The sequence below is a fragment of the Bacteroidota bacterium genome (assembly GCA_008933805.1).
GTDB lineage: Bacteria > Bacteroidota > Bacteroidia > UBA8524 > UBA8524 > SB11.
Genome location: WBUH01000003.1, coordinates 256,241 through 276,969 on the forward strand (window position 1 = coordinate 256,241; position 20,729 = coordinate 276,969).

Consider the following 20,729-nt stretch of genomic DNA (forward strand, 5'->3'; position numbering starts at 1 on the left):
TGTGTTTAAATAACACAACTACGCAGGCCGCCTTGCCCAGCCTGCGTGTTGGTATATATTTTTTGTTTTGAAATTAAGCTGACATGGCAAGGAAACAGATTACTGCACCAAACAGAGCCACACCTTCGATAAAGGCGGCCAAGATGATCGCAGTAGTCCTGATGTCACCTGATGACTCAGGTTGACGGGCGATTGATTCAACAGCTCCTGAACCAATTTTACCGATACCCAAGCCTACGCCAAGGGCAACAAGACCTGCACCAATACCGGCACCTAACGGGCCCCAACTTTCAAGAAGCAATTTTTGTAATAACATAATTGTGTTTATTTAATGTTCGATTTTATATGGGTTTCTTCTTTTTTTATGTTCACTATTAGTGAGCTGCATGGGCGTGCTCATCATCATGGTGTCCGTGGTCTTCCATTGCTTGACCGATAAACAACGAGGTAAGCATGGTAAAGATGAACGCCTGAAGGAAGGCAACCAACAACTCAAGGCAAAACAGGAACAGTGCCAATGGCAATGCTGCCAACGATACACCAAAACCTGCTCCTACGTTTGCTCCGCCATTGCTAAACATAAATATCAAACCAAGGATACTTAGGATGATGATGTGGCCTGCAGTAATGTTTGCAAACAAACGTATCATCAACGCAAAGGGCTTAGTAAAGATACCTAATATTTCAACAGGCCACATAATCAAAAGTAGTGGCTTGGGAACTCCCGGAGGATTGAAAATGTGACCCCAGTAGTGTTTGTTACCTTTAAGGTTGGTAACTACAAGGGTGATAACTGCCAATACCGCCGTAACTGCAATGTTACCGGTTACGTTAGCTGCACCGGGCAACAAACCTAATAAGTTGTTAAACCAAATGAAGAAAAACAAAGTAAGCATGTAAGGCATAAATACATCGCCTGTTTTCTTACCCATGTTAGGGCGCACAACATCGTCGCGTACAAATAGTATCAAAGGCTCCATAAACGATTGCAAACCTTTGGGTACCCATTGTCCTTTTTTAACATAAGCGTTAGCCACTGTAATAAATATAAGGCACAATAGAACCAATGATACAATCATTGAGGCTACGTTTTTGGTTAGTGAAAAATCCATCGGCTTAGCGTTGGTAGCATGGTGATGCTCATCCATAGTAAGTCCGCCATCAGCATTTGCTAAATATATTTTCTCGTGATGTATCACGTAGTTCTTATAATATTTAGGAGCATCGTGGTCATGCTCACCCTCTTTGTGTTTAAACGCGCTTGACAAGAAAATGTCTAAACCGTTTTCTGCACTATATAATATAACAGGCAAAGGAAGGGTTGCGTGGAATGATTTAGTGGCAAAGAATTCCCACTCGTGTGCATCACTAATGTGGTGCATGATTACCGATTTGGCATCGTACTTTGTTTCTGTTGCATGGCCACTGTCGTGTGCATGAGCCTCATCATGATGAGCTGCACCTTCAACAGTTGAGTCATGGTGACCTCCATTTTCGTGAGGAACACTGGCTTTTGTTAACGAAAAAGTAACAAAAAACGCTAAAAGCACTAAAAAGTTTAGGGCTTTAAAATTTGAAAATCCTTTATTGACGCTACTCATCACCGATTGAATCATTTTTCGAATCGGGGCGCAAGTTAATCACTAAATGGTAATTTTCAAACACAGTGAATAATAAATAAAGAATCATGAACATCAGCGCAAAGGAAATACTTGAATTGCCTGATACTGAAACATATAAAACGAAGTACCCGAAACTTAGAAACAAACGGAGTATCAGCGTGCCTAACAGCAACCTTAGTGCTGCGGTAGGTGATGCCTTTAAACTTGTTTTGGAAAGTATATATATAAATAGTGAGATGCTAAAAAAGAAAGCAAACACTCCCCACGTGCCTTGGGGTATGATAGTAGTTACCTGTTGCAATGCAAAGATTACAACAGCCAGCAGAACTGAATATATTAACAGTCGTACAAAAAATTTCGACGGATTCAAGTAAGTAAACAGGCTTAGTTGTTTTTTTTGTTATCCAGCTCTCTCAATATTTTTATTACAGAGGCAGTTAACCCTGCAAGTATACCCAACATAAGAAACAATGGAAAACTAATTTTTAAAAACTCATCCAAATAATGACCCAAGATGCCCAATACACCTGTGGATATCACTAATTGAAGACCTAACGATAAAAATGCGTAAGCGTTAAGAATCCGCTTCGGTTTTGATGGCTTTTGGGGCAGTTCTTCCATGTTGTTGCATTGTATTATCGGCGGGAATATGCTTAGTTGACAACATATTACAGTTACCGTTAAACTCCGCTCCCGACTCTACCACCAACTTATTAACTGTTACATCACCGTGAACTTTAGCAGTGCCTTTTAAGAAAAGTGTCTCTGTAACGGTAATTTTACCTGTAACTGTGCCTGATATATCGGCATTCTGCGCCTCAATATCGCCTTTGATAACGCTTGATGCGCCTATAACCACCCTTGCTTTTGATAGTATGGTGCCTTTTATATTGCCATCAATACGTATATCACCGTTTGAGTTAACGTCGCCGGTAATATCTGTACCTACACCTATTATGTTGATTGAAGCTGAAGGTGCATCCGCATTGCGGCTTTTAGTTTCTTTATTAAACATCATTAAAAAAGATTAACCGAAGTGTGTGTGTTAAGTATCTCCTTTTTAAAAAAGGATTTCGAAGATAGCAAAAATAAACCCGCAAACCAAACAAAGCTTGGGGCAGGTACACCCCCACCCTATTAACTAAGGCGTTTGCTGGGTTGGCTTAATACTGTCTGCACGTTCAAAACGTCCCTCAAGCACCTTTTCCATGTTCTGCCATTTCTCATAGCAGCGGTTATTGGCACGCTCTAATGAATCAATGCGCGCTTCCTGCTCCATTTGCATGCGCAGGTAATCTGTTTTATCAAAACCGGGGATATACTCTTTCAGCGGAGTGTAAAAAAGCAGCAATACAATAAACGTAGTAAACACCACCAGCAACATACTAAACAGTATAAAAACGTTCATCGGCTTCAACACAACAGATGCCCGCTCTTGCAAAGTACCATCGTTCATTATTATCAGGCGGTACTTGTTCTTTAGCCGTTTTATAAACCGTTTATTTTTACCTTTTGCCACTACTTCGTATAAAACCGTTTGGGGTGATTACTTCTTCAAACCTACGTATTTTGGGCAATAATAAGGTAATACCCTAAACTAATATTGCGAAAGTATCGTTATGTAGTATATTTATCTGCTTAAATGAAATAATTTTGCAACTTTACAGTTAGTACTTACGGACGGAAAACAAGAGGTTTTGAACTTAGTCAAACAAACATATATAAAGGCATTAGGACTGGCGGCATTGCTTATTATCACAGTTAGCTGTAATAAAAACAGTACCAGTTGGATGAACCGCAAATACCAAAACATGGTATCGCGGTACAACGTATATTATAATGGCACGGAGAAGTTGAAAGAGGTGCAGCTTAACCTTGCACTTAACCACAAAGACAACTACAACGAGGTGTTGGATGTTTTCCCATACGGGGATGAACAACAAGCCAAAGCACAGGAAGCCACGCTTGACGAGGTGATTAAAAAAGGGTCGAAAATTATCCTTAACCGTCCTGTGAGCAAATGGGTAGACGATGCTTATCTGCTGGTGGGCAAAGCCTACTTTTTTAAAGCCGATTACTACGCCGCCATCGAGACTTTTCAGTACATCAACACCAGGTATAAAAACACCCCTATAGCTCAAGAAGCCACTGTATGGATTTTAAAATCATACATTATGCTGAAACGCTATAACGATGCCGAAGCATTATCAGGTCTTATACGTAACAGCGCCGCTCTGCCCCCTGCTTTGGTAGGTATGTTTGCCGCCGCCACTGCCGAGGTTTACAATAAGCAACACAAGTACGAGCCTGCACTGGATGAAATGCGTACTGCACTTTCAAAAACTAAAAAACGCTCGGTAAGGGCACGTTATACCTATATCACCGCCCAATTGCACGAACGTTTGGGCAGGCCTGATTCAGCCAAGTATTATTTGCAAAAAGTACTGAAACTGAACCCTACCTATGATATGGCCTTCAATGCCAAAATAAGTCTTGCCCGTAACTACGACCCCAAAGATAACGGACAGGTACGCAGTGCCCGCCGCTATTTGAGAAGTATGTTGAGGGACGATAAGAACATCAGCTATTTCGACCAGATTTATTACCAACTGGCCATGATTGAGAAAAGCGAAGGCAATACGGACAGAGCCATTGATAACTTTAAACTTTCGCTTCAAAACTCTCAAAGCAATAAAAACCAACAAGCCTTGTCGTATTTGGCAATGGCCGATATCTACTTTAACAAGCCTGATTACACACTTTCGCAGTTGTACTATGATAGCACTGTGCGTGTAATTGAACCCGGTTTTTACGATTATAAAAACATCATCAAGAAACAATCGGTTCTTTCTGAATTGATAAAATACAAAGTGATTGTGGCACGCGAAGACAGTTTGCAAAAGCTGGCTGCCCTATCTCCATCCGATCTTGATAAAAAAGTTGACCGCTGGATAAAAGAAGAGGAACAACAACGCAAAAAGGCTGAGGAGCAAAAAGAAAAAGACAAGCAAAATGCGAACCCCGGGGGTGGCGGTTTACCCGGCTTTCCCGGACAGCCCGGCCTTGGCGGCCAACAACCTCAACCACAAGGTTCAGGCTCTAATTGGTATTTCTACAGCCAACAGCAACTTAGCATAGGCTACACTGATTTTATCCGTAAGTGGGGTAATCGTAAAATGACTGACGACTGGCGTTACAGCCAAAAGGAGAAGGATATGTTTACAACAATGCCTAATCCTAGCGACCCTATTAAAAAAGACCCGGGCGGAAGCAATACTGATACCTCTAGCCAACAAGTAAACGGTGGCGAAAATAACGACGAATTGAATAAACGTCTTGCCGATATACCCGAAGCAAAACGCAGGTTTTATAAAGACATTCCTTTTACTGATGATGAAAAGGCCCGCTCAAACGCCAAGATTGCGGATGCTCTTTACAACATTGGTATTATTTATCTTGAAAAACTAACCGATATGCCCGAAGCCATTAATGCGTTTGAAACCCTTGTTTCACGCTTTGCGGGCAGTGAGTACGAACCAAGGGCATATTACTACCTACACAAAATTTACAAGACTGATAACCCGGCAAAAGCCGCTGAGTATAAAAACCTGCTGATAACCAAATACCCTGATACTGATTACGCCTTGTTAGTTAACGACGGTACAATTACTACTAAGGGCACTGCGGGGGTTGATTGGCGTAAAACCGACTTTTACAATACTACTTACGGACTGTTTACAAACGGCCGCTACAATGAAGTGAAAAGTCGCCGTACAGTGGCCGATACAATGCTTGCAGGCACATCTATGATGCCTAAGTATGAGTTGCTGTATGCCATGAGCGTGGGTAAAACTGAGAGCAAAGAGAATTACCGCAAGGAACTGGAAAAAATAATAGAGCAATACCCTGCTACCGAAATTGGACAAAGGGCAAAAGACTTGCTGGATGCTGTTTCAAAACACGAAATAAAAGATACTGCATCAAACAGTGTGGCACCAGTACGCGATACCCGCGAAGACTTGTTTAAATACGAACAAGACGGGCAGCATTATACCATTGTAATACTACCCGGTGCTAAGGCCGATATGAACTCTATACGTATTAAAATTGCCAACTACAACGAATCAACTTACCCGGGCAAAGAGTTTGAGGTGGTGGCAGGTTTGTTAAATGCTACTCACAGGATTTTATTAATACGTACCTTTGAAAGTCGTGATAAAGCTAAGGACTACGCAAAAGACCTTGAGAAGTTCCATGCAATGTTTTTAGGCACCATCGAAAAAAAGGAAACGGAGTATCTTACCATCACCCCAAACAACTACGCAGAGTTGTTGAAAATGAAAGAACTAGGTCCGTATTTAAGTTTTTATAAACGCTACTACAGCAAATAATTATGGCTGATAAGCAACCCAAAAAGAAACGTCACCCATTGGTGAGGTTTGCATTATTTTTCTGGATAGGGCTGATGGCCCTTTCTGTTTTTATACTGCTGCTGTTTGCAGGTATCAGTTTCGGTATGTTGGGCAAGCTGCCCGATATACAACAGCTTGAAAACCCTCAAACTTTTTTGGCTTCGGAAGTTTATAGCCAAGACGGGGCTTTGCTGGGTAAATACTATTACGAAAACCGCTCAAACGCCACCTATGAAGAGCTTAGTCCCAACCTGCTAAATGCGCTGGTAGCCACTGAAGATGCCCGCTTTTACAAACACGCAGGGATTGACGTACGCGGATTGGGGAGGGTATTTTTGAAAACCGTAATTCTTCGTCAGCGTAGTTCGGGCGGAGGTAGTACCATTACACAGCAGTTAGCACTTAATCTTTTCTCAGACGCAAGGGCAAACACGCTTATTGAGCGCATCAAACAAAAACTGAAAGAATGGGTAATTGCCATACAGCTTGAAAAACGTTATACCAAAGAAGAGATTATCACCATGTACCTTAATACGGTGCAATTTTCAGGCAACTCATACGGGATAAAAAGTGCCACCAAAGTATTCTTTAATACTTCACCCGATAAACTTACTGTAGACCAAGCTGCGGTGCTGGTTGGAGTACTGAAAGCTATCTCTAAATACAACCCAAAGCTTAATCCTGATAACGCATTGAACCGTCGTAACGTGGTAATGAACCAAATGAAACGTTACGGATACTTGAGCTCTGAGCAATACGACTCATTGAAAGTGCTGCCCATTGTACTTAATTACCAAGATGATACCCACAACGAGGGGCAGGCAACTTATTTCCGCGAATACCTTAGGCAATACCTAAACGCACAAGAACCTGAAAGGGATGATTATTTAGACAAGTATGCTTACGAGATTGATAAGTATTACTGGGAAAACAACCCGTTTTACGGCTGGATTAACAAAAACACCAAGCCTGACGGCAGCAAATATGATTTGTACCGAGACGGATTGAAAATATATGTAACTCTTGACAGTCGATTGCAACGTTATGCCGAAAAAGCGGTTGATCAACACATGACCGACTTGCAAAAATCGTTTAACCAGCACTGGAAAAACAGCTCACCTTGGGGCAACGACAACGAGTTTATCCCTTTAGCCATAAAACGTACTGAACGCTACCGACTAATGAAAGCCGATGGTGCCAGTGAGGATGAGATAAACAAGGCATTTAACCGCAAAAGCAAGATGCGTATATATACCCACGGTGGCGAAAAGGATACAACAATGACTCCTTTAGATTCTGTGAAGTATTACAAGTATTTTGCCCAAACAGGTTTTATGTCGATGGACCCAAAATCAGGCGCAATTAAGGCTTGGGTAGGAGGCATCAATCATAAGTATTTTAAATTCGACCACGTAAATATCCATGCCACAAGGCAGGTAGGCTCTACCTTTAAGCCTTTTGTGTACTCAAAATACGTTTCTGAAACCAAAGATATATGTAAGCGTTTGCCCAACACCCGTTCAAGCATCATCTTAGATGACGGAACGGTGTGGGAGCCGCAAAACTCTGACGGTAAAGAAACCGAATCGGAACCATTGTACAGGGCACTGGCGTTATCGTTGAATAATGTTACGGTAAACATTATGAAACAGCTTGACCCCAATGCGCCAAAAGTGGTGCGCCAAACCGCCCAAAGCATGGGCATACGCAACCACTTGGAAGACGTGTACTCGATTTGTTTGGGAGTATCTAACCTTTCGTTGTATGAAATGGTAGGTGCTTTCTCAACCTTTGCCAACAAGGGCAGCTATACCGAGCCTTATTTTATTGCCAAGATTGAAGATAAAAGCGGTGCAATGATTACCGGTAATGTGATGCCTCCTACGCACGAAGCATTGAATGAAAAAACAGCCTTTTTGATGCTTAAAATGATGCAACGGGTTACCACAGGCGGTACGGGCTCGCGTTTACGTTTTAAATATGGTATTGATTACAACATACCTATTGCGGGCAAAACAGGTACTACACAAAACAACAGCGACGGCTGGTTTATTGGTATTACCCCTGATTTAGTTTCGGGTGCTTGGGTAGGTTGGGACGATATGAAAATACGCTTCCGCAGTACTGATTTGGGGCAAGGTGCAGCAATGGCTTTACCCATCTTTGCTTATTATATGAAGAGTGCCTATGCTGATGAGTCGATTAAAATAAGTAAGGGCGATTTTGAGCCGCCAAAAGATACTGAGGGGCTTATTTATGACTGCAAAAAAGAGGACGATGAGGCAGGCGAAGGAGGGGTCGACGGTCAATCTTTATTTGATAAGTAACAAACTGATTTATCTATAAATAAAAAAACCACCTGCAAAAACAGGTGGTTTTTTATTATCGTTTGAGTAGTTGTTTTGTCTAGTACAAACTATTCGTATTTCTATTACCGGGGTTGTTGTTGTACCAATTGGTGTAGCCACTGCCTCCTGATATGGCCCAATCGTCAAAGAAGTTATATCCGCTGGTGATAGGTGTCTTTTCAACCGGATACACAAAGTTTTCAGGTATCAGTATTGCCCAAGGCATACCGTTGCTGTTTTTGTAATAAATATTGTTGCTGGGGTTTGTGCGGTCAACATAAGTGCCGAATAGCGATGTGTTCGCTAAGTCTGTAGGTTTAAAATTACCCAAGTGTATTTCATATCCTCTACGTTTATTAGTAAACATAAAGGGATTAAATTTATCAATACTCAACTTGCTTCCCTCTACAGGTGTGCTTAGAGCAATGTTAATATAAATAGAATCCGATGCGTAAAGAGGGTTTGTTTTGATGGTATTAAACATCGACCCGCCCATGCGATGCAAAGTAGGCTCAGGACTATCGTAGCAAATAATAACGGCTTTGCTCTGGCCTGCTTCGGTATTATTAGCGTTGCGGGTAATCAGGTTTTGAGTAAGCACTTGGCCTGTTACGCTGGCAATATCGGCAGGCACTAACTCATCCAATTGAAAACCAAAACCATTTACATACGAACCCCCGATGGCTTTCACTTTCATCTTTATTTTAATATCCACCACCTTGTTATCAGCATTATATACTTGTTGAATATTAAATGCCAATACCAAATCATTAAAATCATAATCGGCAAGAGTTGGCCATAAATCTTCAAAAGCAAGCGTGGCTGTTGTTACAGCACTTGGATAGTAGCTGTTAAAAGCACGGTTAGCGTCGTTAGGATATTCGTCTTGGCTATCCATCACACCATCATTATCGGTATCGGCAGAACTATATGACCCAAAACCTTCAGGGTTGCAAGTGCTGGTTGGGATATATCCCGCACAGCTTGCTAATGCCGGAGTTTGCAACGTTCCTGCGTTGTTTTCAAGACCATTGGCATCACATAAATCAACGTTACCTTTAAGTGTGGTTCCGCTTCCAAAATTTGTAATACTGTTAACTTTTATTTTACTACGTGCAGTACTTCCTGCACCATCAATTACCCCATCTATAAACTGTAATTCATCAACTGTTATTTGTGCGCTATTGCCTAACGTAATTGAAGGAATAAGTTGGCCTGGCCCCCAGCTTACTTGCGTAAATATTCCATCAACTTTTAAATATCCATTGTTTATTATAGTTGCATTAGACTCTGAATTTACGGTAGATTGAAAAAAGCAATTATTCTCTAACACTCCTTTGTCGGTAACATACAGCCCTTTTGCTTTTACGTAGTTATTGTTTATAAACTTACATACAGGACTGCCCCAAATAAAAATTGGCCCATTGGCAGTTATAATATCGCCATTGTTTGTATAAATACCATCCAGTACTTTTATACCTGCACCATAAACTTTGCCATAGTTTTCGCCAATACCGCCACCATAAAAATCATAATCTGATGTAGTTGTTAAACTATCGCTGTAGTTTATAATTTTTCCGCCTTGTGTAATTATAGAATAAACGGTGAGAATGGTGTTTTCAAGAAAATAGACCTCACCGTCATCAAATGTATGCACCTCATAAAAGTTTCCGCTGGCACAAACTTTTGCTACACCGCCCTTATTTACCGTTAAATCTATAGAACCGCTTATTGTACCTGTAATGCAGGCTACATCTCCGCTATCCACGGTAATGTTGCTGCTTGGGTTGTTATAGGTTACGGTACAACCGGTGCTACAATTCATCCCTGAGCTTTTCTTAGTGATGATATACGGTGCTTTTGTTTGACTACCATTGAATACTGCTGCTGCAAATTGGTTGGCTTTTACCTTCTCAAACTGACTGCTGCCATCGGGATTTATTTTTTCTATGTAGATAAACTCTTCCCATGCTGGTATTTGGAGGGTATTGGCATATTCACCGTTTGCGTTGGTTGCCCCTGTACTTATCAGTTTACCTGTTGTGGGAACATCACCATACACTTTAATCACGTATCGCTCGCCTGCCTTGGCATCGGCTACTTTAACACGTACATTTAAGGTTTTTTCAGACGAAAAATTAAAATTGGCCGGCACCACCAAGTCTTTAGCCTCTATAGTTACCGCCGAAGCGTTGGTGGATGAGGGGCTGTCGGTTTGCGGAGTATCCCGCTTACAACTTGCAATCAATACTAAGGTAGCACAAAGCAACCCCATGATTTTAATACGGTTCATATCTCTTTTATTTTTAATACAAATTGTTAGTGTTCCTGTTTCCGGGGCTGTTGTTGTACCAATTGGTGTAACCACTGCCTCCTGATATGGCCCAATCGTCAAAGAAGTTATATCCGCCTGTTATAGGAGTCTTTTCAATCGGATATACAAAATTTTCGGGTATCAGTATTGCCCAAGGCAGGCCATTGGCTGTTTTATAAAACTTGTTGTTACCTGGGTTTGTCCTATCATCAAAAGTTCCGAACAAACTTGTGTTTGCCAAATCCGTTGGGCGGTAGTTAGCCATGTGGATTTCGTATCCCCTCCTCTTATTGGTGAATATAAAAGGGTTGAATTTGTTAAAAGCTAGTTTAGACGGAGCCTGCGGAGTGCTGAACACGATGTTTATCCTAATAGAGTCGGATGTGCCTGCTCCGTTAGTTTTAACGGTGTTAAACATCGAGCCGCCTGCACGATTCAAAGTAGGCTCGGGACTATCGTAACAAATAATTACTGCTTTGCTTTGGCCGGCCTCTGTATTGTTGGCGTTACGGGTAATCAGGTTTTGGGTAAGCACTTGGCCTGTTACGCTGGCAATATCAGCAGGAACTAACTCATCCAATTGAAAACCGAAACCGTTTACATACGAACCTCCGATGGCTTTTACGCGCATTTTTACTTTGTATTCAACTACTTCGTTGTTGGCATTTAATACTTGTTGTATGTTGAAGGCCAGTGCCAAATCATTAAAGTCATAATCGGCTTTTGCAGGCCATAAATCTTCAAAGGCAACGGTTGCCGTGGTACTTGCATTAGGATAAAAACTGTTGAATGCACGGGTGGCGTCATTAGGGAATTCATCCAACAAATCTGAAATACCATCATTATCTGTATCCTGTGGCGGTGCTGCACCAAAACCTTCGGGGTTACAGGTACTGGTGGGTATATAACCATCGCAGCTAAAAGCAGCCGAAGAGGTGAGCGCAATACCAATGTTAATTTCAACACCATTGGCATCACAGTAATCCAATGTGCCTTCAAGCACCGGTATCTGTGTCCAATATTTTTCCAACTCAGAGTAATCGGCTTTCACTTTGCTCCTGCCTGTTCCCGTTCCTTTAATAGCACCTGTATTCAGGTATACTGAACCTGCACTCATCATTGCAGCATTATTCAACTCAAGAAATGCCGCATCGTGTTTATTTTGCAAAAAAATACCTGCTTTTATATAGCCTTTATTAATAATTTCTCCCTCATTGTCTATCATCCCTTTCACCTCAAGGCGGCAATTATTGGTAATTATATTGTTAGGGTAATTACCAATATTATTTTCAACATACAAATAGTTGTTGTTGGTAATTGTGTTAACAGAAGAGTTTGTTACCAAGCCACCACTTCCCATAAAAAATAGTTGCCCATTATTGGTTATGGTTGAGTTGTCGAAATTTACTGCACCCATGAAATACATTTTGCCATGATTCTCAATATTTATAAACTGTGGCGCGTAGCTGTTATTTATTTTCAGGCTATCACTCCAGTTTATGATATTGTAATATGAAGTATTAATCATATTGGTAACGCTAATTTCAGCACCTTCAACAAAAACTACAGCAGCGTCATTACCATCTAATCTGATTGTATTAATAGTACCTTTGCCACATACAATTAATTTAGAATTTGTGCCCACAGTAACGTTAACTGTGCCGGTAATAGTTCCTGATATTGTTACAATAGCATCTATAAGAATTAAATTCAGCCCCCCGATATTGTTCCCGGTAATACATACGTTATCATCAACAACATAATATGCTGAACCGGTAGGGTTGGTTACTGTGCTGTTGCAGCTACTGCAACTGATACCAGAGCTTTTTTTGGTAATAATGTAAGGTGAGTTGGTTTGCCCGCCATTAAACACTGCTGCTGCAAACTGGTTAGCTTTCACCTTCTCAAACTGACTGCTGCCATCGGGGTTTATTTTTTCTATGTAGATAAACTCTTCCCATGCTGGTATCTGAATGGTATTGGCATATTCACCGTTTGCATTGGTGGCTCCCGTGCTTATCAGTTTACCGGTTGAAGGAACATCCCCATACACTTTAATCACGTATCGCTCGCCTGCCTTGGCATCGGCTACTTTAACGCGCACATTTAAGGTTTTTTCAGACGAAAAATTAAAGTTAGCTGGTACCACCAAGTCTTTAGCATCGATAGTTACCGCCGAAGCGTTGGTGGATGAGGGGCTGTCGGTTTGCGGCGCATCGCGCTTACAACTTGCAATCAAAACTAAGGTAGCACAAAGCAACCCCGTGACTCTAATACGGTTCATTATGTGTGTATAAAGGTGAGAACTATTAAGTAATATCCTCACCAATAATACCCCTTAGTAATAAAACTGCTTTGTTAAATCTAATATATGGTAGTATAACTTATTTAAACGGAGGTATTTTTAATGCAAACAGAATTTAACAAAAGTTATAATAATTTGTATTATTTAGTAATTTTCTACCAATAATCCTAATACGACTACCGTAACACGCTCTGCGATAAACCAATACATACAACAACCTCTAAATAGCTACTTGTAGTTGCATTAGTACCATGCTTCTACGCTCACTCACTTTTTGGTCGGTTGCCCTAAACACAGGGCGGCTTTGATAATTGAGGGTAAGTTTTGCTTTATACCCGTCGATAAACCAATTGAGCCCGGCATCATACACCGTCATGGTCTCGGCCAAACGGTCAAATTTGGCAGCCATTACCATTACATACGGCATTAATTGGCCGTGCTTTTCACCCAAAACATCTTTTTGAAATAAATAGCCCGCCTGTGCCTGCACTACATTACCCGTACCCATCATAGGGAAAGCATTTCCTCCGCCGTTAAGGTTATTGCTGCCTGCGGCAACCCCGTTGGCTGTATTCATCACCCCGAGGTTTCTCAAGTAACCTTTGCCAAAATCCATGCTTACAAACGTTGCATACGCAGATACAGCTGCTCCTTTGCTACCCACAGGATGATCGTAGTACACATCAGCAGCAAACTGAGCCATGTTTTCATACACCGTGTCGGCACCATTAAGTCTCCACATAGCCTGTGGTTGGTATTGAAACCCCGCACCTATATTAAACACCTTCTTTTTTCCCAAATAAGTTCCTGTCATATAAGGGGTTGTATTGCTTTCTTCATCCAAAAACTGATACATAAAATACCCGCCGTATTGCAACTTGGCAGGCTTGCCCGAGAAATCTGCATTCACATTCAACGGGGCAATCACCGTGCTGTTTTGTGCTGCCATCGGATTGCTCACTATTACCCTGTAGTCTAGTTTACCCAGTTTACCTTTTGCATAAATACTCAACTTGCGCAAAAACTGGTCGGTAGCATCGTTGGTAGATTGCTCAAAAAGCGGCGCATCGTACCCCATTATTGAGGCTACCGAAGGTGATGAGAACCTTGCAAAGCCCGTCCAAGCAGTTAACCCCATACCCATGTGCAAACTGCGTTTAGTAATGTGATACTCGCCCAACGCATCGTGAAAGAAAATGGGTGTTTTACGCGCTGAAATGGCGTTGAAGTTATTGATGCCAAACTGCGTGTACAAAAATACCCGGTCGCTTATTTGCCCGAATAATTGGGCACGCACACGGCGCAATCCTATATCAAAAGTATTGGGAGCATCGTACCCGAAAATTGTACTGCCGGGGTTGTTTTGGGTATATCGCGCCCATACTTGGGCTGTGAAAGTAACTTTTATATAGTGGGTACTGTCGTCGTTAAGATTAAACCTTAAATCCCTGTCGGGTTTCTTTTGTGCTTGCACTTTCTGCGCAAAAAATAGTGCCATCAAAACAACAAAACTTTTAAAAAACATCTTTCTCATTGTATGCCTTCCTTTTGTAAACGCTCAGCCTGTTTGCAGCAGGCCTCTGTAAAAAACCTTAAGCACCGCAACAATAGTGCCTGTACAACAGCTTGCAACCCAAAATAGCCTTGCAGCAAGCTGTTTTAGCAAGCTATACGGCATACACTCAACAACCTATTGAAAATTATTTTTTCTGTTAGATAGAGGTAGTTTTTTACCCTGAAAAGATATGGGAAAAGACTTTTTTTTAGATGGAAATAGTGGTTGGCAAGCTATTAATAGCGACCAAACCAGCTTGAAACCTTCATTTGCACTACGCCAACGATAGCCTCCCAAAAGATGCCCTTGCTCATTTTAGATTGGCCTTCGGTACGGTCGGTAAATATTATAGGCACTTCGGTTATTTTGAAACCGCGTCTCCACGCTCTGAATTTCATCTCAATCTGAAAGGCGTAGCCCTTGAATTTTATTTTATCTAAGCCGATACCTTCCAGCAATTTGCGACGGTAACAAACAAACCCTGCGGTGGTATCGCTGATGTTCATACCCGTAACAAAGCGTACATATTTGCTGGCAAAGTAGCTCATTAGCACACGGCCCATCGGCCAGTTTACTACGTTCACACCCTTCACATAACGTGAACCCACAGCCAAATCATACCCTTCTTCTTCGCAAGCCTTGCTCAAACGCTCCAAGTCATCAGGATTGTGGCTAAAATCAGCATCTATTTCAAAAAAGTATTCATAACTGCGTTGCAAGCCCCAGTTAAATCCTGCTATGTAAGCACGACCCAAACCGTCTTTAGTTTTGCGCTCAAGAATATGCAAACGGTGGTCAAATTCACCGATAAGTTTCTTTACGATTGCACCGGTACCATCGGGCGAAGAATCGTCAACAATCAACAAATCAAACCCCATAGGAAGAGCCAACACCCTCTTAATCATCTTCTCGATGTTCTCCTTTTCGTTATACGTGGGTATGATTACTAATTTGTTACTCAAGGTACCTGTGTTTTTTTAGGAAACCGCGAAAATAGCTATTCACTGGTGAAGTTTCAATACGTTAACGTCACGCAACCGTTTTATTATACTATTTTAATGTAAGATTTATCAAATAAGTGAATGAACCCCGAACTGAAATCCGGTTCGCCCAATCGTAAAGAAGCACTGCTAAGCACAAAAATTAGCCTTAATATAAAATCAGGTCTTTATAAAAAGTAAAGGGGCTGTACCAAAAGGCAAGGGGCTTGAAAACTCCTCCTAATACAATTACCGTGTCGTGAAGGACTTAAGTCCTTCACGACACGGTAATTACAAAAACGATAGGTTTTAACCTCTCGTACCATTCCGTTCCCACGACGGGCTTTATACCCGTTGGTACAACAGATTAAACCGTTGCAAGCTATTACGAATTTTGTGCAGGTTTAAGCGGTTGTGGCAGGGCAAGGAAGTATGCCACGTAATTTAAACTTGAATGTTGATTGCCGATTTGCTCTAACCAATCACCAAGGGTATTTGATGTATAACTTGAATCAATTGGCACCGTGAATGAGAAACTGCCTTCGTTTGCATTGGTTTGCATATACCCGAAGTAGCCGTTTTTAAGCATATCCAAATCAATAGCATCACGCACCCCGTCAAAAAAGTCGTGCAAAGTAATTTGCAATCCGTCCAAAGTAAAGCCGATATTATTGGCATCAGGGCCACCACTGTACATATTAGCTACCGAACCCAAACTGGCAGGGCACATTGGTATAACATCGTTAGTATTGTAGAAACGGAAAGAATTTCCGGCAAACAATGTGTTGTAGTAATCAGCAAAATCAACATTACCCGCAGCAGGTGCAGCAAAGGTAAATACCTGCATATTCGGGTATGGGGTATTGCGGCCATAGTATTTGCTGCTGGGTTCGTTATTCAGGTACCATTGCATCCAAGGGGCAAACACGCTGGCCAAGTTACCGCCCAAGCTATGACCGGTAATTGTAACCTGCAAATCATAGGATGAAATCATGCCCATCAAAAAATTAGGCAGGGTTACATTAGTATCAGTATCCACCATTGTTTGCAAAGCTGCCAAGCCGTCGCCGGCACCGGCAGATATACAGGCATTGTAGTTGCCGCTCACTGATGAAGGGACAAACGTTGTCCAAGGATCTTGTTTAAACACGTTAAAATCTTCCTTAAACCAGTCTACAAAACCGGTTTCAGAAAACTGAAGCAAAGAACCACGGATTGCAACAATACACTCACTGTTATTACTGGCTGCAAAAGCAAAGTTTGGGTCGCTGTAATTGTTAGCCCAAACAACACTCCAGCCATTAGTAAAGCCCGGATATTGATCAAGAACTGATTGTGGGTTTTCGTTGTAAGCTGCAAGAGCAAAAATCATTGGCAGTGTACCAATGTTGGGGTTTGTAGTAGAAGTTGTCATATTGATAAGTATTAGGTTTTAATTAGGACAAATCTCACCCCTATTGTTGGTTGCTAACAGGTCAGAAATATCTGTTTTTGGGAGTAGATAATTCTTGTTGTCATAACCTACTTTCTAATTGAAGAATAATATTCAAAATTATTATATTTGACATAAACTAAACATTGTATGGAACTTAAGAGTATTACTATTAAAAATTATAAAAGTATTAAAGAAATAACGATCCCCATTGATAGCTATGGAGAGGGGGATAACAAAAGCAGTACTACAATATTAGTAGGCCTAAACGAAAGTGGTAAAAGTTCAATACTTGATATTATTAATGCCTCACAAACAGAATTTTCAACCATCGTTTTTTCAGACTCATTTCACAAAGGTTCTAATGAAGAAGAATCTCCTTTCATTGACGTTTGTATCGAATTAAAAATAATTGACAGAAATTTTTTTGAAGCTGGGCTGCTACAAAAATATCCTCTTTTTAAAATACTTGGTGCTACTTTTAAAGTTAAAAACGTCTCTCAAAGCATATGGAAAAGTGAAAAAGAAAATTTCGGAAAAAAATATTTAGCTGATTTTGAAACAAATATTACATATGCGAAATATGCCCTGTTAGATTCCGAAATAATAACTATTACTGACCTCATTGCAACGCACGGACTCCCTCAAAACTCATCACGGGAAAGTATAGAAAAATCAATACCCACTGTTAGCTTCCTTTCAAAAGAAATTCTAGAAAAATTAATTACCGCCCAATTCGAAAATGTTTTTGAAACTAAAATTCCAAAAATACAACTTTGGAAACCCAAAAAATCATTTCTTATAGATGAAGACATTGATTTACTTTCATTTATGAATGACACTTCTTTATCTATCCCACTTAGAAATATTTTTCATATTAACGGAGATGGTACTGATGAAAAAATAAAACATCAAATTGAGAAAGCACTAAAAAAAATTGAAAATAAAGCCCAATTAGAAAACTCCCTCTCGAAAAGTATTACCGCCTTCATTAACAATGCATGGAAAGAACATAAAATTAATATTAAGGTTCGCATCGAAGGAAATATCTGTAATGTTTTTGTTGAAGATAAAGATACCGAAGACCGATTTTATAATATGTCTCAGCGAAGTGATGGATTTAAGCAATTCGTTTCTCTTCTTCTTACGTTATCAACATCTAGCTCAAGTAATACTTTGTCAAATAACATAATACTTTTAGATGAACCTGAAACACATTTACATCCGAGTGGTATAAAATACATGCGTGATGAGATTCTGAAAATTGGTAAAAACAACCATGTAATTGTAGCAACTCATAGTCATTATATGATTGACACACTCACTCCAGAAAGGCATTTCATTGTTTCGAAAGAAAAAATGCAAACCAAAATTGAGCAAGTTGACAAAAATATCTCTACCCTTGAGGACCAAGTTCTTGTTAAAGCATTTGGTATCAATGTATTCAAAGAACTTTTACCACAAAACATATTAGTGGTTGAAGGAGGTGATGATAAATCAATTATATCTCATTGTTTCAAATTGCTACATGAGAATTTCAGTTGTGGAATTAAACCCGCGGGAGGTGCCAGTAAGGTTAGAAATGTAATGGCTTTGTTGGCTGATGAACAGGTTGATGCCTTAGCTCTCTTTGATGACGACGAAGATGGAAGAAGAGAAAAGTCTGAAATTTTGAAAAACTTCAAAGGGATTTATACGACAAAAAACATCTATACTTTAAAGGACATTCTATCCGAGCTGCCTCACAAAAGCACTATCGAGGATTTGTTACCCAACGATTTTGTTAAAGAGTTCTTTGAGAAAGAAATGAAGCAAGACTTTGACTTGCCTGCTGAGGAGCCAATTCTCAATAAAATTAAAAATCAATGCAAAACCTTGCAACAAAACAAATCACAACTTGATGCATTAAAGATTAAACTTTCTGAAGAGTTCATAAGCACTTTTAAAACTAAAGAAGAAATAGAAAGTAACGCCCCCCTAATGACTGAATTCGTAAATAACCTTATCGCCAAAATGCAAAAATCTGAGTAAATACTTGTTGTTGACTGGGTAGCTTTCAATGCAGAATAATCTCGCATCACTTATCCACCCCCTTTAAAAAACCAACCAAAGCATTAACTTTGTGAAATTTTTAAACTAACAAGTATTAGTATGTCTCTTCCTATACATCATTACGACCGCTTTGAGAACCGCCACAACGGCTCGAGCAGTGAAGATTTGAGCAAAATGCTGGAAGCCCTTGGCGTAAACAGCATAGACCAATTGATTGACGAGACCGTGCCGGCGGCCATACGTTCACCAAAGCCTTTAAACCTGCCCGCATCAATGGCTGAGCCTGAGTTTCTGGCCGCATTGAAAGCCATAGGAAGCAAGAATAAAATATACAAGAGCTACATAGGCATGGGGTATTACAACACCCATACCCCCGGCGTAATTTTGCGTAACATTACCGAAAATCCGGGTTGGTACACTGCCTACACCCCTTACCAGGCTGAGATTGCACAAGGCCGTTTAGAAGCCCTTATCAATTTCCAAACACTGGTAATGGATTTAACAGGAATGGAAATTGCCAACGCTTCGTTGTTGGATGAAGCAACTGCTGCTGCCGAAGCTATGCACATGTGTATGGATTTGAAAGGCAAAGCACAGGGCAATAAATTGTTTGTTGATGCTGAAACCTTCCCTCAAACTATTGATGTAATTAAAACCCGCGCCATTCCTTTGGATGTGGAACTGGTTATTGGTGATTATAAAACATTTGAACCTACTGCTGAGTACATGGGCGTTGTATTGCAATACCCTAACAACAGCGGTGATATTAAATCGTACAAAGCGATTGCTGATAAAACCCATGCCGCCGGCGGTAAAGTGGTAGTATTGGCCGATTTGCTTGCCCTTACCATGCTTACAGCTCCCGGCGAATGGGGCGCTGATATTGTAGTGGGTACTTCACAACGTTTTGGTGTACCGTTGGGCTATGGTGGTCCGCACGCAGGTTACATGGCTACCAAAGAAGAGTTTAAACGCAGTATGCCCGGTCGTATCATCGGTGTATCTATTGATGCACAAGGCAAAACCGCATTGCGTATGGCCTTGCAAACCCGCGAGCAACACATTAAACGTGAAAAAGCTACCAGCAACATTTGTACTGCACAGGTATTGCTATCGGTAATGGCAAGTATGTATGCTGTTTACCACGGACCAGACGGTTTGAAAAAAATTGCCCAAAAAACCCATGCCCAAGCCAAAGTATTGGCAGCAGCATTGGAACAATTAGGCGTTAAAAACATTAACGATACTTACTTTGATACACTGCGTTTGAGCGGTGCTGATGCTGCCAAAGTGCGCACAGTAGCTGAAGAAAACGGTGTAAACTTCCGTTATTTTGAAAACGGTGATATCGGTATCTCACTTGACGAAACTACCACCTTGGCCGATGTACAACTATTGGTGGATTTGTTTGCCAAAGCAGCAGGCAAAACCACTGTAGATGTGAAAGCCCTTGCCAACAATGTAGACCTTACTTGGGGAAATGAGTTTGTGCGTAACAGCGCTTACCTTACTCATCCGGTATTTAACAGCTACCACACCGAGCATGAAATGCTGCGCTACATTAAGCGTTTGGAAGCTAAAGACCTTTCACTAGTGCACAGTATGATTTCATTGGGTTCTTGTACCATGAAACTGAATGCTACCGCCGAAATGATACCCATTACATGGCCTGAGTTTAACCAACTGCATCCGTTTGCACCGTTGGCACA

General features: G+C 40.9%; 15 protein-coding genes. 5 read left to right on the forward strand and 10 right to left on the reverse strand.

Annotated features, from left to right (window positions below; translation table 11 throughout):
- Positions 1 to 73: 73 nt before the first annotated feature.
- The gene (gene atpE, locus F9K23_05045; GenBank protein KAB2917751.1) at positions 74 to 316 is read right to left on the reverse strand and encodes an ATP synthase F0 subunit C; all 243 of its coding nucleotides are present in this window, start codon (positions 314 to 316) and stop codon (positions 74 to 76) included.
- A 58-nt stretch (positions 317 to 374) separates the two neighbouring features.
- Positions 375 to 1,601: a F0F1 ATP synthase subunit A gene (gene atpB / locus F9K23_05050; GenBank protein KAB2917771.1), complete on the reverse strand. Its 1,227-nt coding sequence runs from the start codon at positions 1,599 to 1,601 to the stop codon at positions 375 to 377.
- Between the two features lie 86 nt (positions 1,602 to 1,687).
- Here atpB and F9K23_05055 point away from each other — a divergent pair, with 86 nt between their 5' ends.
- Entirely contained in the window at positions 1,688 to 1,996 is a 309-nt protein-coding gene (locus tag F9K23_05055) for a hypothetical protein (GenBank protein ID KAB2917752.1), read from the forward strand.
- A 10-nt stretch (positions 1,997 to 2,006) separates the two neighbouring features.
- On the opposite strand, the gene F9K23_05060 is transcribed toward F9K23_05055, so the two are convergent.
- The 3 genes from F9K23_05060 to F9K23_05070 form a co-directional block, all read right to left on the reverse strand.
- Positions 2,007 to 2,243, reverse strand: coding sequence for an AtpZ/AtpI family protein (locus F9K23_05060; GenBank protein ID KAB2917753.1), 237 nt, complete (start codon positions 2,241 to 2,243; stop codon positions 2,007 to 2,009).
- The gene (locus F9K23_05065) at positions 2,197 to 2,637 is read right to left on the reverse strand and encodes a polymer-forming cytoskeletal protein (protein KAB2917772.1); all 441 of its coding nucleotides are present in this window, start codon (positions 2,635 to 2,637) and stop codon (positions 2,197 to 2,199) included. Before F9K23_05065 ends, F9K23_05060 begins: the two co-directional genes overlap by 47 nt.
- A gap of 126 nt (positions 2,638 to 2,763) precedes the next feature.
- Positions 2,764 to 3,141, reverse strand: a complete 378-nt coding sequence (locus tag F9K23_05070) for a hypothetical protein (GenBank protein KAB2917754.1) — start codon at positions 3,139 to 3,141, stop codon at positions 2,764 to 2,766.
- Between the two features lie 178 nt (positions 3,142 to 3,319).
- Between F9K23_05070 and F9K23_05075 the strand changes: the two genes are divergently transcribed.
- Positions 3,320 to 6,013, forward strand: a complete 2,694-nt coding sequence (locus F9K23_05075; GenBank protein KAB2917755.1) for a tetratricopeptide repeat protein — start codon at positions 3,320 to 3,322, stop codon at positions 6,011 to 6,013.
- Positions 6,014 to 6,015: 2 nt separating this feature from the next.
- Complete coding sequence (locus F9K23_05080; GenBank protein ID KAB2917756.1) at positions 6,016 to 8,361, forward strand: penicillin-binding protein; 2,346 nt, start codon at positions 6,016 to 6,018, stop codon at positions 8,359 to 8,361.
- 79 nt (positions 8,362 to 8,440) lie between these two features.
- Here F9K23_05080 and F9K23_05085 read toward each other — a convergent pair whose 3' ends face one another.
- The 5 genes from F9K23_05085 to F9K23_05105 form a co-directional block, all read right to left on the reverse strand.
- Positions 8,441 to 10,675, reverse strand: a complete 2,235-nt coding sequence (locus F9K23_05085) for an LruC domain-containing protein (protein KAB2917757.1) — start codon at positions 10,673 to 10,675, stop codon at positions 8,441 to 8,443.
- A 13-nt stretch (positions 10,676 to 10,688) separates the two neighbouring features.
- Positions 10,689 to 12,980 carry an LruC domain-containing protein gene (locus F9K23_05090; protein KAB2917758.1) on the reverse strand — a complete coding sequence of 764 codons (2,292 nt, stop codon included), beginning with the start codon at positions 12,978 to 12,980 and terminating at the stop codon, positions 10,689 to 10,691.
- A 241-nt stretch (positions 12,981 to 13,221) separates the two neighbouring features.
- Positions 13,222 to 14,535 carry a hypothetical protein gene (locus tag F9K23_05095; protein ID KAB2917759.1) on the reverse strand — a complete coding sequence of 438 codons (1,314 nt, stop codon included), beginning with the start codon at positions 14,533 to 14,535 and terminating at the stop codon, positions 13,222 to 13,224.
- 257 nt (positions 14,536 to 14,792) lie between these two features.
- The gene (locus F9K23_05100) at positions 14,793 to 15,518 is read right to left on the reverse strand and encodes a polyprenol monophosphomannose synthase (protein KAB2917760.1); all 726 of its coding nucleotides are present in this window, start codon (positions 15,516 to 15,518) and stop codon (positions 14,793 to 14,795) included.
- Positions 15,519 to 15,921: 403 nt separating this feature from the next.
- A complete protein-coding gene (locus F9K23_05105; GenBank protein ID KAB2917761.1) occupies positions 15,922 to 16,950 on the reverse strand; it encodes a lipase family protein in 1,029 nt (342 codons plus the stop codon).
- 168 nt (positions 16,951 to 17,118) lie between these two features.
- Here F9K23_05105 and F9K23_05110 point away from each other — a divergent pair, with 168 nt between their 5' ends.
- Positions 17,119 to 18,999, forward strand: coding sequence for an AAA family ATPase (locus tag F9K23_05110; protein KAB2917762.1), 1,881 nt, complete (start codon positions 17,119 to 17,121; stop codon positions 18,997 to 18,999).
- A gap of 120 nt (positions 19,000 to 19,119) precedes the next feature.
- Positions 19,120 to 20,729, forward strand: a 1,610-nt coding sequence (locus tag F9K23_05115; protein ID KAB2917763.1) for an aminomethyl-transferring glycine dehydrogenase subunit GcvPA, incomplete at its 3' end; no start/stop codon positions are given.